General features: G+C 72.5%; 13 protein-coding genes. 2 read left to right on the forward strand and 11 right to left on the reverse strand.

Annotated elements, in window-relative coordinates:
- Positions 1-1963: NACHT domain-containing protein (locus EAO70_RS01590; protein ID WP_148001265.1), on the forward strand; the 1963-nt coding region annotated here is incomplete at its 5' end.
- Between the two features lie 74 nt (positions 1964-2037).
- On the opposite strand, the gene EAO70_RS01595 is transcribed toward EAO70_RS01590, so the two are convergent.
- Positions 2038-4560: an ATP-dependent Clp protease ATP-binding subunit gene (locus tag EAO70_RS01595; RefSeq protein ID WP_030324202.1), complete on the reverse strand. Its 2523-nt coding sequence runs from the start codon at positions 4558-4560 to the stop codon at positions 2038-2040.
- 495 nt (positions 4561-5055) lie between these two features.
- Here EAO70_RS01595 and EAO70_RS01605 point away from each other — a divergent pair, with 495 nt between their 5' ends.
- A complete protein-coding gene (locus EAO70_RS01605) occupies positions 5056-5646 on the forward strand; it encodes an SCO3374 family protein (RefSeq protein ID WP_148001238.1) in 591 nt (196 codons plus the stop codon).
- Here the strand turns inward: EAO70_RS01605 and EAO70_RS01610 are convergent.
- The 10 genes from EAO70_RS01610 to EAO70_RS01650 all read right to left on the reverse strand — a co-directional run bounded on the left by EAO70_RS01610 (position 5625) and on the right by EAO70_RS01650 (position 13722).
- Positions 5625-5960, reverse strand: a complete 336-nt coding sequence (locus EAO70_RS01610) for a histone-like nucleoid-structuring protein Lsr2 (protein WP_030324199.1) — start codon at positions 5958-5960, stop codon at positions 5625-5627. The genes EAO70_RS01605 and EAO70_RS01610 overlap by 22 nt on opposite strands.
- Before the next feature lie 139 nt (positions 5961-6099).
- A complete protein-coding gene (locus tag EAO70_RS01615) occupies positions 6100-6645 on the reverse strand; it encodes an amino-acid N-acetyltransferase (protein WP_148001239.1) in 546 nt (181 codons plus the stop codon).
- A gap of 29 nt (positions 6646-6674) precedes the next feature.
- A complete protein-coding gene (locus EAO70_RS01620) occupies positions 6675-7106 on the reverse strand; it encodes a BlaI/MecI/CopY family transcriptional regulator (RefSeq protein ID WP_148001240.1) in 432 nt (143 codons plus the stop codon).
- Positions 7107-7226: 120 nt separating this feature from the next.
- The gene (locus EAO70_RS37525) at positions 7227-7400 is read right to left on the reverse strand and encodes a hypothetical protein (protein ID WP_187283676.1); all 174 of its coding nucleotides are present in this window, start codon (positions 7398-7400) and stop codon (positions 7227-7229) included.
- Positions 7401-7414: 14 nt separating this feature from the next.
- Positions 7415-7987: a hypothetical protein gene (locus tag EAO70_RS01625; RefSeq protein ID WP_187283680.1), complete on the reverse strand. Its 573-nt coding sequence runs from the start codon at positions 7985-7987 to the stop codon at positions 7415-7417.
- Positions 7988-8145: 158 nt separating this feature from the next.
- Entirely contained in the window at positions 8146-8952 is an 807-nt protein-coding gene (locus EAO70_RS01630) for a type III pantothenate kinase (RefSeq protein ID WP_148001242.1), read from the reverse strand.
- The gene (gene nadC, locus EAO70_RS01635; protein WP_148001243.1) at positions 8952-9974 is read right to left on the reverse strand and encodes a carboxylating nicotinate-nucleotide diphosphorylase; all 1023 of its coding nucleotides are present in this window, start codon (positions 9972-9974) and stop codon (positions 8952-8954) included. The genes EAO70_RS01630 and nadC overlap by 1 nt, the downstream gene beginning before the upstream one ends.
- The gene (locus EAO70_RS01640; RefSeq protein ID WP_148001244.1) at positions 9975-11669 is read right to left on the reverse strand and encodes an L-aspartate oxidase; all 1695 of its coding nucleotides are present in this window, start codon (positions 11667-11669) and stop codon (positions 9975-9977) included.
- On the reverse strand, positions 11666-12751 hold the full coding sequence (gene panC, locus EAO70_RS01645) for a pantoate--beta-alanine ligase (protein WP_148001245.1): 1086 nt from the start codon (positions 12749-12751) through the stop codon (positions 11666-11668). The genes EAO70_RS01640 and panC overlap by 4 nt, the downstream gene beginning before the upstream one ends.
- The gene (locus EAO70_RS01650; RefSeq protein ID WP_148001246.1) at positions 12748-13722 is read right to left on the reverse strand and encodes a Rossmann-like and DUF2520 domain-containing protein; all 975 of its coding nucleotides are present in this window, start codon (positions 13720-13722) and stop codon (positions 12748-12750) included. The genes panC and EAO70_RS01650 overlap by 4 nt, the downstream gene beginning before the upstream one ends.
- Positions 13723-13743 lie beyond the last annotated feature (21 nt).

Below are 13743 nucleotides of genomic sequence, written 5' to 3' on the forward strand. Positions count from 1 at the left end.
CCGCTTCCTCTCCGCCGTCGACTGCCCGCTCTCCCCGCCCGACGGCTGGACCGACCGCGTCCTCGCCGCCGGGCGCGGGCTTGTCCTCGTCGACGGCATCGACGAGATCCCCGAGGCCGAACGCGACCGCGCGCGCCGCTGGCTCCGCGACCTGCTCGACGTCTACGACGGCAACCGCTGGCTCGTGACCTCCCGGCCCACCGCCGTGGGCGACGACTGGCTCACGTCGGACGGCTTCGCCGAGCTCACCCTCACCCCCATGTCCGCCGCCGAGGTCACCACCTTCGTCCAGCGCTGGCACCGGGCCGCCGGGCCGGAGGCGGAGCCGTACGAGCAACCGCTCCTCGACGCCCTGCGCACGACGGCGGACGTCGCCCGGCTCGCCACCAGCCCCCTGATGTGCGGGCTGATCTGCGCCCTGCACCACGGCAGGCGCGGCTTCCTGCCCCGCGGCCGCAAGGCGCTGTACGACGCGGCCCTCGCCATGCTGCTCTCGCGCCGGGACCGGGAGCGGGACATGGGGACCCCGTACGGCGTCGAACTGGGCGACGCGCCCCAGATCCAGCTGATCCAGCGCCTCGCCTACTGGCTGACCCTCAACGGCCGCACCACGATGGACCGCGCGCACGCCGAGTCGGTCGTACGGGAGGCGGTGCCGGCGATCACGGAGGCGGCCGGGTACGACCCCGGCGCGGTCTTCACCCACCTCCTCCACCGCAGCGGTCTGCTGCGCGAGCCGACCCCGGACACGGTCGACTTCGTGCACCGCACCTTCCAGGACTATCTGGCGGCGAAGGCCCTGGTGGACCGCTGGGACATCGGCGTCCTCGTCCGGCACGCGGCGGACGACCAGTGGGAGGACGTCATCCGCATGGCCGTCGGGCACGCGCGGCCCCGCGAGTGCGCGGAGATCTTCGAGGAACTCCTGAAGGCGGTTGACGAGGCCCCGGACCGCCGCACCCGGCTCCGCATCCTGGTGGTGGCGGCGACGGCCCTCGACCACGCGACGGAGGTGGAGCCGGCGATCAGGCAGCGGATCCTGGCGCGGACGGTGGCGGTCATCCCGCCGCACGGCCCTGAGGAGGCGCGCGAGCTGGCGTCGGTGGGCCGGGCGGTCCTGCGCCTGCTGCCGGGTCCTGAGGGGCTGGACGACGAGGCGGCGTGGGGTGTGACGACCACGGCGACGCACATCACGGACGACGCCGCGCTCCCCTACCTCGCCCGGTTCGCCGATCACACGTTTCTGCGGGTGCGCTCCCAGCTGACGTGGGGGTGGTCGCGGTTCGACACCGCGCGGTACGCCGAGGAGATCATCGCCCGGCTCGATCCGACCCACCTCGACTTCACCATCGGCTCGGACGAGCAGGCCGCGGAGTTCGTACGCCTGGGGCTGCGGCCCGCGAGGCTCGATCTGCGGGCCGGTCTGACCCGCGAAGGCGTGGCGATGCTGCGCAAGACGCTCGAAGGCGCGCAGAGCCTCCAGGTCATGGGAGAACTCATCGGCCTTCTGTCCCCCTTCCTGGCCCGGAACGAGCTCAGGGACTTCACGCTGCGCGGGCACCCCGAGGGAGAGCTCGCCTTCCTCCACTACCTGACCCGTCTGACGTCACTGAACCTCGGCGCTCTCGTGCGGCTGCTGGAGACAGACTGGCGTGTGGTGGCCGCCATGGACAGGCTCAGGGACCTCGTCACGCACGCGAGGAACATCGGAAGCATCCCGGAATCCCTGCGTCTGCCGCAGGTGCGGACGCTGTCCCTGGGCCACGCGAACACGTCCCTACCACTGGACGACGTCGCCCGGGCCTTCCCCGGCCTGCGCAGCTTGGTCCTCCTGGGCCGTAGCCACACCCCTCTGGACCTCGCGCCACTGGCGTCCCTGCCTCGGCTCACGTCGGTCGTCGCCGATGGCACCAAGGTCACCGGCACCGAGCACCTGGGCCCCACGGTCACGATCATCACCTGACCCGCATACGAAAGGGGCGGCCCCGGAACCGTTCAGGTTCCGGGGCCGCCCCTTACCGCTTCGTCGCGGAACGCTTACGCGTCCTTGGACAGGTTCGGGCCCGTGCCGCCCGTCGCCTCGATCGGCGGGGCGTCCGGCAGAGCCGTCTTCTCCTCGCCGCGGAAGGTGAAGGTGCGCTCGTCGCCCTCGCCCTCCGTGTCCACGACCACGATGTGACCGGGACGCAGCTCGCCGAAGAGGATCTTCTCCGACAGCGAGTCCTCGATCTCGCGCTGGATCGTCCGGCGCAGCGGCCGGGCGCCCATCACGGGGTCGTAGCCCTTCTTGGCGAGCAGCTCCTTCGCGGACTGGGAGAGCTCGATGCCCATGTCCCGGTCCTTGAGGCGCTCGTCGACGCGGCCGATCATCAGGTCGACGATCTGGAGGATGTCCTCCTGCGTCAGCTGCGGGAAGACGATGATGTCGTCCACACGGTTGAGGAACTCCGGGCGGAAGTGCTGCTTCAGCTCGTCGCTGACCTTGGCCTTCATCCGCTCGTAGTTGGACTTCGTGTCGCCCTGGGCGGCGAAGCCCAGGTTGAAGCCCTTCGAGATGTCCCTGGTCCCGAGGTTGGTCGTCATGATGATGACCGTGTTCTTGAAGTCCACGACCCGGCCCTGGGAGTCGGTCAGGCGACCGTCCTCCAGGATCTGGAGAAGGGAATTGAAGATATCGGGGTGGGCCTTCTCGACCTCGTCGAAGAGGACGACGGAGAACGGCTTGCGGCGCACCTTCTCGGTGAGCTGGCCGCCCTCTTCGTAGCCGACGTATCCGGGCGGCGAACCGAAGAGGCGGGAAACCGTGTGCTTCTCGCTGAACTCCGACATGTCGAGGGAGATCATCGCGTCCTCGTCGCCGAAGAGGAATTCGGCGAGGGCCTTCGAAAGCTCGGTCTTACCGACGCCGGACGGACCGGCGAAGATGAACGAGCCACCGGGGCGCTTCGGGTCCTTCAGACCGGCACGCGTACGGCGGATGGCCCGCGAGAGGCCGATGACGGCGTCCTTCTGCCCGATGACGCGCTTGTGGAGCTCGTCCTCCATGCGGAGCAGGCGGCTGGACTCCTCCTCGGTCAGCTTGAAGACCGGGATGCCCGTGGCGGTCGCGAGGACCTCGGCGATCAGATCGCCGTCGACCTCGGCCACGACGTCCATGTCGCCGGCCTTCCACTCCTTCTCGCGCTTGGCCTTCGCGGCGAGGAGCTGCTTCTCCTTGTCGCGGAGCGAGGCGGCCTTCTCGAAGTCCTGCGAGTCGATCGCGGACTCCTTGTCGCGGCGGACGCCGGCGATCTTCTCGTCGAACTCGCGGAGGTCCGGCGGCGCGGTCATCCGGCGGATGCGCATCCGGGAGCCGGCCTCGTCGATCAGGTCGATCGCCTTGTCCGGGAGGAAGCGGTCCGAGATGTACCGGTCGGCCAGGGTCGCGGCCTGGACGAGGGCCTCGTCGGTGATGGAGACCCGGTGGTGGGCCTCGTACCGGTCGCGGAGACCCTTGAGGATCTCGATGGTGTGCGGCAGCGACGGCTCGGCGACCTGGATGGGCTGGAAGCGGCGCTCGAGGGCCGCGTCCTTCTCCAGGTACTTCCGGTACTCGTCGAGCGTGGTGGCGCCGATGGTCTGGAGCTCACCGCGGGCCAGCATCGGCTTGAGGATGCTGGCGGCGTCGATCGCGCCCTCGGCGGCGCCCGCACCCACGAGGGTGTGGAGCTCGTCGATGAACAGGATGATGTCGCCGCGGGTGCGGATCTCCTTGAGGACCTTCTTCAGGCGCTCCTCGAAGTCACCGCGGTAGCGGGAGCCGGCGACCAGCGCGCCGAGGTCGAGGGTGTAGAGGTGCTTGTCCTTGAGGGTCTCGGGCACCTCACCCTTGACGATGGCCTGGGCGAGGCCCTCGACGACGGCGGTCTTGCCGACGCCGGGCTCGCCGATGAGCACCGGGTTGTTCTTGGTGCGGCGGGACAGCACCTGCATGACCCGCTCGATCTCCTTCTCGCGCCCGATGACCGGGTCGAGCTTGGATTCGCGGGCCGCCTGGGTGAGGTTCCGGCCGAACTGGTCGAGGACCAGGGACGTCGAGGGGGTGCCCTCGGCAGGACCGCCGGCCGTGGCGGCTTCCTTGCCCTGGTAGCCGGAGAGCAGCTGGATGACCTGCTGCCGCACCCGGTTGAGGTCGGCGCCCAGCTTCACGAGGACCTGGGCGGCGACGCCCTCGCCCTCGCGGATCAGGCCGAGCAGGATGTGCTCGGTGCCGATGTAGTTGTGGCCGAGCTGGAGGGCCTCGCGGAGCGAGAGCTCCAGGACCTTCTTGGCACGAGGGGTGAAGGGGATGTGCCCGGACGGGGCCTGCTGGCCCTGGCCGATGATCTCCTCCACCTGCTGGCGGACCGCCTCGAGCGAAATCCCGAGGCTCTCCAGGGCCTTAGCGGCGACACCCTCACCCTCGTGGATAAGGCCCAGAAGGATGTGCTCGGTGCCGATGTAGTTGTGGTTGAGCATCCGGGCTTCTTCCTGAGCCAGGACGACAACCCGCCGCGCGCGGTCGGTGAACCTCTCGAACATCGTTAATCGCTCCTCAGAGCGGTCAGTCAGTTAGGGGTCGATCCCCTCCCTGTCCTTCCGCAGCTTAGTCCCGCAAGCGGGGACCGCTCATTCCAACTGCCGACATCCGTCCGGATCACCCCCTCTTCCGCGGGGAGACCTGCTGCCGAACAGCCGACAAATGCTCCAACCCGATGGTGCGAGACGATGTTCCCGCAGGCCAAGTAGTTAGCCGCGCCTTCACTACGCCGATGGCGAACGTGAGACGCCGTGACCCGCGAGTCGCCCCTCTCCACTAGGAATGTCTTACCCGTAAGGACGGACACTCCATGCGGCGCACCCCGGTTCCCTCCGCTACCAGCGAACACCCTTGCGCGGCCGAATGCACTCGTACGCCCCATCCCGGACACTCAGCGTGGACGGGAGTGCGACGAAGCGTCACCGCGAACCGGGTGAGGACGCCCGTCGCAGCCGCCCCGGCCGTAACCGGGGTGCCCCCGGTGGAGTTCCCCGGACATGCCCTTCACCGTGCCGCCCCCCCGTACGCCGCTCGATCGCGGTATCGCCCGGTGGTACGAGGACGGGCTCGGCTGGGAGACGGTGCCCGGGCCGCCGGTGCGGCTGGTCACGGGAGTGCGCTTCGACGTCCTGGAGCTGCCCGCCGCGGCCGGCCGCGGTGTACTGCGCAGGATGGGTCCGGCGACCGGTCCGGTGGCCCTGCGGGGGCACCGGATGCGGCTGCTGGTGGCCGCGGGGAGCGCGGAGGAGGTGCCGGGCCTGCTCGACTGGCTCGACTGGGGCGGGATCGCGCTGGACCTCGCCGTGCTGGGCGCCGACGGCCGGATGACCGCGCCCCTTCCCCCGGGACGGGGCGGATCCGGCGCGCCGGGCGCAGCCGTGTGGCTGCGGGCCCCGACACCGGGCCGCGAGGTCGAGTCCTCGCTGCCGGCGCTGCGGTCCGCGCCGTGGGGCGAGGGGGCCGCCCCGTGCCTGGTGCGTCTCGTGGCCGCCGCGGCCGCGGAGTGCCACCGGGCGCGGCTGCTGAGTGCCCGGACCGGGGGTCCGGCGGCCCAGCAGCTGTCGCCTCAGCGGTTCGCGTCCTCGTAGGCGGCCTTGATGTCGGCGGGGACGCGACCGCGGTCGTTCACGTTCATGCCGTTCTCCTTGGCCCACGCGCGGATCTTCGCGGTGTCCTGGCTGCCCGTAGCCACGGCGCGACCCTTGCCGCGTCCACCGGTGGTGCGGCCACCGGTACGACGTCCACTCGTGGTGTAGGGCTCGAGCAGACCACGGAGCTTTTCCGCGTTGGCGGTGGTGAGGTCGATCTCGTAGGTCTTGCCGTCCAGCGCGAACGTCACGGTCTCGTCCGCCTCGACGCCGTCGAGGTCGTCGACAAGAAGGACCTGAACCTTCTGTGCCACCGGATTTCCTTTCATCGAAAATGCAGTACGCGGAAAGGAAACCGCTTTTCCCGGGAAAACACAAACCCCTGGGAGAGGTTCAGAACCCTGGCAGCGCGGGAAACGTGCGCGATTCGGACATAGGGTTCCGGGTTCCGCCTCACAGGTGCAGAAGCATCCGGCTGTTGCCCAAGGTGTTCGGCTTCACTCGTTCGAGACCGAGGAACTCGGCGACTCCCTCGTCATAGGAACGGAGGAGCTCACTGTAGACATCTCCGTCGACCGGGGTCTCGCCGATCTCGACGAAGCCGTGCTTCGCGAAGAAGTCGACTTCGAAGGTCAGGCAGAATACCCGCCGCACCCCGAGCCATCGGGCCGTGTGCAACAACTTGTCCAGCACCTGATGTCCCACGCCGGCCCCCTTGAAGTCGGGATCGACGGCGAGAGTGCGGACTTCCGCGAGGTCTTCCCACATCACGTGGAGAGCGCCGCAGCCGACGACCTCGGCGTCCTCGTCGCGTTCCGCGACCCAGAACTCCTGGATGGACTCGTAAAGGGTGACGGTCGCCTTGTCGAGCAGGATCCCGCGCTTGACGTAGGGGTCGACGAGACGGCGGACCGCGGCGACATCTCCGGTACGGGCCCTGCGGACGGTGACGGCTTTGGCGGAGGCCGCGGAGGCGGCCGGGGAAGCGGACGGCGACATGGGGGGACGCTATCGCCCCGGCGCCGCGGTTATCGCTCCTGGCCCCCGGTTTCGCCGGTGCCCTCCGCGGGCGGCGCGGGCGGGGAGGCGGGCAGCGGGTTGTCGCGCTGGACGATGCGGATGGCGTCGTTCAGGGCCTCGCGCTGGTCCGGCGACATCATCCCGAAGAAGGCGACGAGCGCGGCGGCCGGGTTGTCGCTCTGCGCCCATCCCTCGTTCATCAGCGCGGCGGCGTATGCGGCGCGGGTGGAGACCGCCGTATATCGATAGGCGCGGCCTTCGACTTCTCTGCGGACCCAGCCCTTCTGATGGAGATTGTCCATGACGGTCATGACGGTGGTGTAGGCGATGGACCGTTCCTGCTGAAGGTCCTCCAGAACTTCGCGGACGGTCACCGGGCGGTTCCATTGCCAGACGCGCGTCATGACGGCGTCTTCCAGCTCTCCCAAAGGACGGGGCACAACGTCACTTTAGTGCGCAAAGCGACGACAACAGGTCATTGACCGAAGGAAAACCAACAAAAAGGACGTACGACCTCGAAGGTCGTACGTCCCGGGTGCAGCGGTGTTCCGTGCGGGCGGTCAGGCCTTGTCCGAGGGCTGACGGACGGCCTCGGCGCGGGCGATCGCGGCGTCCACGATCGCGTCCTCCTTGGCCTTGTTCGGGCCGCCCTGGCTCTTGATGATGATGGCCACGATGCCGAAGAAGAACACGGCCATCACGACGGGGGGCACGAGCGCGGATACGTAGTCCATGGCGACCAGAGTAGCTATCCGGCGACGCGCTCCTCCGGCGGGGGCGGCGGAACGGGCCTCCGGCGCGGCGGGAAGACCTCGGACGGCTTGGGCACCGGGCGCTCGGTCGGCACCGGCGGCCGCGGCTTGGGCTCGTCGGCCGCCGCGCGCCCGCCGGGGAGGGCAAGCAGCCGGGCCCGGGGGGCGGCGGCCAGTGGGGTGGCGGTGGCCTGGGAGACCCGGGCCAGGCGCGCGCGTACCGAGCGCTCGGCGAGGATCTGGCAGCGGGCGAGCAATGCGGCGGCGGCGGGGTTGCGGCGCAGCGCGCGCAGGGCGGCGAGGTCGTCGGCCGCGGGGTCGTAGCCGGCGGCGAGGGCGTCCTGGAGGAGCTCCAGGTAGCCGCTGAGCGAGCCGGGCAGCGCCTCGCGGTACCGGGCCAGGTCGTCGAGGAGGAAGGCGCGCAGCCGGCCGGCCTCGCGCACCGCCTCGTCCACGGAGTCGGCCAGGCGCAGCGCGTCCCGGACGTCCTCGTCCTGGAGGGGGGCGGGGTGGAGGGCGACGGCGAGGGCACGGCGGAGCACACGCAGCTCGTCCGCGCTGAACGCCATGCCGCCGCGGGATCCGTATGGCGTGGGCATGGGCCGACGATACGCGCTAATCGGACAATTTCCGCTGAGCGATCATCCCGGCGCGCCGATGCCGGCGGGGCGGCGGGGCCGCCCCGGCCGGGGCATCGCGGGGTGGGCCGCCCGGAGCGGCGCCGGGCTCACATGCGGGAGACGTTGCGCTCGTACACCAGGCGCAGGCCGATCAGGGTCAGCCAGGGCTCGTGCTCGTCGATCTCCTTGGAGTCGGCGAGGACCATCGGCGCCAGGCCGCCGGTCGCGATCACGGTCACGTCCGACGGGTCTCCGGCGGGGCCGACGAGCTCGCGCTTCATCCGGGCGACGACGCCGTCGACCTGGCCCGCGTAGCCGTAGACGATGCCGGACTGCATCGCCTCGACCGTGTTCTTCCCGATGACGCTGCGCGGACGGGCCAGCTCGATCTTGCGGAGCATCGCGCCCCGGACCCCGAGCGCCTCGACCGAGATCTCGATGCCGGGCGCGATGGCCCCGCCCGCGTACTCCCCACGCGTGGTGATCGCGTCGTACGTCGTCGCCGTGCCGAAGTCGACGACGATCGCCGGGCCGCCGTACAGCTCGACGGCGGCGACCGCGTTGATCACCCGGTCCGCGCCGACCTCCTTGGGGTTGTCCGTGAGGACCGGGACGCCCGTCTTGACGCCCGGCTCCACCAGGACCGCCGGGACGTCCCCGTAGTACCGCCGGGTGACCTCGCGCAGCTCGTGCAGCACCGAGGGGACCGTCGCGCAGATCGCGATCCCCTCGATGCCGTCGCTCAGCTCGACGCCGAGCAGCGGGTGCATGCCCATGAGGCCCTGGAGCAGGACCGCCATCTCGTCGGCGGTGCGGCTCGGATCGGTGGAGATCCGCCAGTGCTCGACGATCTCGTCACCGTCGAAGAGACCGAGGACCGTGTGCGTGTTGCCGACGTCGATGGTGAGCAGCATCAGGCCCGCACCTCGCGCAGGTCGAGGCCGATGTCGAGGATCGGGGAGGAGTGGGTGAGGCCGCCGACGGCCAGGTAGTCCACCCCGGTCGCGGCGTACGCGGCCGCGTTCTCCAGGGTCAGCCGACCCGAGGACTCCAGGACCGCGCGGCCCGCGACGAGGGCGACGGCCTCCTCGGTCTCCAGCGGGGTGAAGTTGTCGAGCAGGATCAGGTCGGCGCCCGCCTCCAGGACCTCGCGGACCTGGTGCATGGTGTCGACCTCGACCTCGATGGGCAGCTCGGGGAACAGCTCGCGCACGGCCTTGAAGGCCTCGGCCACGCCGCCGGCCGCCACCACGTGGTTGTCCTTCACGAGGGCCGCGTCGGAGAGCGACATGCGGTGGTTGACGCCGCCGCCGCAGCGGACCGCGTACTTCTCCAGGGCGCGCAGCCCCGGGGTCGTCTTGCGGGTGTCGCGGACCTTGGCCCGCGTGCCCTCCAGGGCGTCCGCCCACGCGCGCGTGGCGGTGGCGATGCCGGAGAGGCGGCACAGGATGTTGAGCGCGCTGCGCTCGCCGGTGAGCAGGTCGCGGGTGCGGGCGGTGACGCTGAGGAGCACGGCCCCGGCCTCGACGCGCTCGCCGTCCTCGACGTGCCGCTCGACCTCGAACGCGTCGTCGCAGACGATCGAGAGGACGGCCTCGGCCACGCGCAGGCCGGCCACGACACCGGCCTCGCGGGCGGTGAAGTCGGCGGTGGCGACGGCGTCCTCGGGGACGGTCGCCACGGTCGTCACGTCGACGCCGCCGTCGAGGTCCTCGGCGATCGCGAGGTGGGCGATGTCCTCGACCTGTACGGGGTCCAGGCCGGCCGCCGCCAGGAGCTCGGCGAGCGCCGGGTCGAGCCCGCACTCGAACTCCTCGGCGCCGCCGCAGCCGCAGCCGTCGCCGCAGCCGCCTGCCTCCTCGTCGGAGGACACCGTGTTGATCTGGATGAGAGGGACGTCCACGGGCTGCGGACGGGCTTCCTCGGGCGTGCTCACTTACGGCTCCCTGGGGGCATCGGAGGTGGGGGGAAAGTCATGCGTGCCGGTCGTCCGGACGTCGAGGGCCCGCTCCGGGGTGAGGCGTACGACGAGGTGCCGGCGCCAGTGCGGGTCGTCGCGGTCGGGGCGGTCCTCGCGCCAGTGGCAGCCGCGGGTCTCCTCGCGGCGCCGGGCGGCGGCGACCAGGACCCGGGAGACGCACAGCAGGTTGGTGGTCTCCCAGGCGTCGACGCCGGGCTCGCCGGCCTTGGTGTCGTCGCTGCCCCCCGCGAGGGCGTCGCTGTGCAGGGCGTCCAGGGCCTCGGCGGCCTCCCGGAGGCTGGCGGCGGAGCGCAGCACCCCGGCCCCGGCGGTCATGATCCGCTGGATACGGGTCCGGGCGCCGGCCACCGGCAGCGGCAGCGGCACCGGGGCCGCGGGCGGCACGGGGGCGCCCGCGGCGCGGGGGGCGGCCGCGATGACGTCGTCGGCGATCCGCTCCGCGAAGACCAGGCCCTCCAGGAGCGAGTTCGAGGCGAGCCGGTTGGCGCCGTGCACGCCGGTGCAGGCCACCTCGCCGCACGCGTACAGGCCGGGCACGGTGGTCCGGCCCCGCAGGTCGGTGCGGACGCCGCCGGAGGCGTAGTGGGCGGCGGGGGCGACCGGGATCGGCTCCGTGACGGGGTCGATGCCGTGCGAGCGGCAGGCCGCGAGGATCGTGGGGAAGCGCTCCTCCCACATCCGCGCGCCGAAGTGGCGGGCGTCGAGGTACATGTTCTCGGTGCCGCGCTCCTGCATCCGGCGGGTGATCGCCTTGGCGACGATGTCCCGGGGCGCCAGCTCGGCCAGCTCGTGCTGTCCGACCATGAAGCGGACGCCGTCGGCGTCGACCAGGTGGGCGCCCTCGCCGCGCACGGCCTCGGAGACCAGCGGCTGCTGGCCCTCGGAGCCGGCGCCGAGGAAGAGGACCGTGGGGTGGAACTGGACGAACTCCAGGTCCGAGACCTCGGCCCCGGCGCGCAGGGCGAGGGCGACGCCGTCCCCGGTGGAGACCGCCGGGTTGGTGGTCGCGGAGAACACCTGGCCCATGCCGCCGGTGGCGAGGACCACCGCGGGCGCGTGGACGGCGCCGACGCCGTCGTGCTGGCCCTCGCCCATGACGTGCAGGGTCACGCCCGCCGTGCGGCCCTCGGCGTCCGTGAGGAGGTCCAGGACGAGGGCGTGCTCGATGGTGCGCACGCCCCGGTCCCGTATCGCCTCGACCAGGGCGCGGGAGATCTCGGCGCCGGTCGCGTCGCCGCCCGCGTGCGCGATGCGTCGACGGTGGTGGCCGCCCTCGCGGGTCAGCGCGATCTCGCCGTCGGCGGTCTTGTCGAAGTCGGCGCCGGTCGCGATGAGCCGGCGGACGGCGTCGGGGCCCTCGGTGACGAGGACGCGGACGGCCCGCTCGTCGCAGAGTCCGGCGCCGGCGACCAGGGTGTCGTCCAGGTGCTGCTCGGGGGTGTCGCCGTCGCCGAGGGCGGCGGCGATGCCGCCCTGGGCCCAGCGGGTGGAGCCGTCGTCGAGCCGGGCCTTGGTGACGACGACCGTGCGCAGCCCGGCGGCGGTGCAGCGCAGGGCGGCGGTGAGGCCGGCGACGCCGGAGCCGACCACGACGACGTCGGCGTCGATGGCCCAGCCGGGCGCGGGGGCGTGCAGCCGTATTCCGGTCACTGGGGGGCTCCGAACGTGGTGGACATGGGGGCTCCGAGGAGCAGGGGGGTGTTGTCGATCAGCCGCGTGGCGCCGACGCGCGCGGCGACGGCCAGGAGGGCCTCCCCGTCGTGGTCGTCGGGCACCTCGGTGAAGTCGGCCGGGTCGACGAGGGCCAGGTAGTCGAGGACGAGCGGCGGCAGGGCCCGGGACGCGTCGTCGAGGACGGCGCGGGCCGCGGCCCGCACGGCGTCCGCGCCGCAGCCGTCGGCGGCCTGCGCCACCGCGTGGGCGTCGGCGGCGGCCCGTGCCTCGCCGAGCCGGGAGAGGGCGTCGGCGCGGCTCGGGGCGCCGGGCAGGGCCTCGGCACGCGCGCGGAGCGCCTCCTGGGCGGCGAGCCGGTCGCGGGCGGCGAACAGCGCGCCGGACAGCGCCAGGGCGGTACGCCGCTCCGCCGCCGACAGGAACCGGTTGCGGCTGGAGAGGGCGAGCCCGTCGGTCTCGCGGACCGTCGGCACGCCGACGATCTCGACCGGGAAGTTCAGGTCGCGGACCATCCGGCGGATCAGGGCCAGCTGCTGGGCGTCCTTCTGCCCGAAGAAGGCCAGGTCGGGGGCGGTGAGGTGGAGCAGCTTGGCGACGACGGTCAGCATCCCGTCGAAGTGGCCGGGCCGGGAGGCGCCTTCCAGGAGCTCGCCCATGGGGCCCGCGGTGATCCGGACCTGGGGCTCCCCGCCCGGGTAGACCTCGTCGACGGAGGGCGCGAAGACGGCGCTCGCGCCCGCGCCGAAGGCGACGTCGAGGTCGGCGTCGAGGGTGCGGGGGTAGCGGTCGAGGTCCTCGCCCGCGCCGAACTGGAGCGGGTTGACGAAGACGGTGACGACGACGAGGCCCTGGTCGCCGACGCGCTCGCGGGCGGCCCTGACCAGGGAGGCGTGGCCCTCGTGGAGCGCGCCCATGGTCATGACGACGGCGTTCCCGCCGGGGGTCCCGAAGCGGGCCGCGGCCTCGTGGAGGTCCCCGGCCGTGCGGAGCAGCGCGCCCGGCTGGTGGCGGCGGTCGGACCGGTCGCTCTCGGCGCGGTCACGGGCGAGCGGGCTCATCGGTCGTCTCCCTGCGGCCCGTCGGCCGCTCCCGCGGCCCCGGTGGTCCCGGTCGGGCCGGCCGGGGGCTCGGCGAGCACACCCAGCAGGTCCTCGGCCAGCTCGGGCTTGAGCAGGCCGTGCGCGAGCGCGCGGTCGGCGGTCGTGCGGGCCATCGCCAGATAGCCGGCGACCGTGCCGGGCGCGTGCTTGCTCAGTTCGGCGACGTGGGCGGCGACCGTGCCGGCGTCGCCGCGCGCGACGGGGCCGGTGAGGGCCGCGTCCCCGGACCGCAGCGCGTTGTCGAGGGCGGCGCCGAGCAGCGGGCCGAGCATCCGGTCCGGGGCGGCGACGCCCGCCTTGTGCAGCAGTTCCATCGACTGGGCCACCAGGGTGACCAGGTGGTTCGCGCCGAGTGCCAGGGCCGCGTGGTAGAGCGGGCGGGCGTCCTCGGCGATCCATTCGGGCTCGCCGCCCATCTCGATCACCAGGGCCTCGGCCGCCAGCCTCAGCTCGTCCGGCGCGGTGACCCCGAAGGAGCAGCCGGCCAGGCGCTGGACGTCGACGGGGGTGCCGGTGAAGGTCATCGCGGGGTGCAGCGCGAGCGGCAGCGCGCCCGCGCGCCGGAGGGGGTCCAGGACCCGGGTCCCGTACCGCCCGGAGGTGTGCACGATCAGCTGTCCCGGCCGTACGGCTCCGGTGTCGGCGAGGCCCTCGGCCAGGCCGGTCAGCGCGTCGTCCGGCACGGTCAGCAGGACCAGGTCGGCGAGGGCGAGGACCCGCGCGGGCTCCACGACGGGGACGTCGGGCAGGAGCTCCGCGGCGCGGCGCCGGGAGGCGTCGGAGACCGCCGAGACGGCGACGGGGCGGTGCCCGGCGAGCCGGAGGGCGGCGGCGAGGGCGGGGCCCACGCGGCCGGCGCCGACGACTCCGACGGTCAGCCGGGCGGGTCGGTCCTCGGCTCGGGGCTCTGGCGCTGCGGATGCGTTCACGGTGGGGGCGGCCTTCCGTTC

The sequence above is a fragment of the Streptomyces sp. adm13(2018) genome (assembly GCF_008042145.1).
In the GTDB taxonomy this organism is placed as follows: domain Bacteria; phylum Actinomycetota; class Actinomycetes; order Streptomycetales; family Streptomycetaceae; genus Streptomyces.

What these genes read in the sequence shown, in the direction of transcription:
- EAO70_RS37525 (WP_187283676.1), bottom strand. Translation starts at nt 7,400, where the DNA reads ATGGACTACGTATCCGCGCTCGTGCCCCCCGTCGTGATGGCCGTGTTC.
- EAO70_RS01625 (WP_187283680.1), bottom strand. Translation starts at nt 7,987, where the DNA reads ATGGCGTTCAGCGCGGACGAGCTGCGTGTGCTCCGCCGTGCCCTCGCC.
- panC (WP_148001245.1), bottom strand. Translation starts at nt 12,751, where the DNA reads ATGAGCCCGCTCGCCCGTGACCGCGCCGAGAGCGACCGGTCCGACCGC.
- EAO70_RS01630 (WP_148001242.1), bottom strand. Translation starts at nt 8,952, where the DNA reads ATGCTGCTCACCATCGACGTCGGCAACACGCACACGGTCCTCGGTCTC.
- EAO70_RS01595 (WP_030324202.1), bottom strand. Translation starts at nt 4,560, where the DNA reads ATGTTCGAGAGGTTCACCGACCGCGCGCGGCGGGTTGTCGTCCTGGCT.
- EAO70_RS01615 (WP_148001239.1), bottom strand. Translation starts at nt 6,645, where the DNA reads ATGTCGCCGTCCGCTTCCCCGGCCGCCTCCGCGGCCTCCGCCAAAGCC.
- EAO70_RS01605 (WP_148001238.1), top strand. Translation starts at nt 5,056, where the DNA reads ATGCCCTTCACCGTGCCGCCCCCCCGTACGCCGCTCGATCGCGGTATC.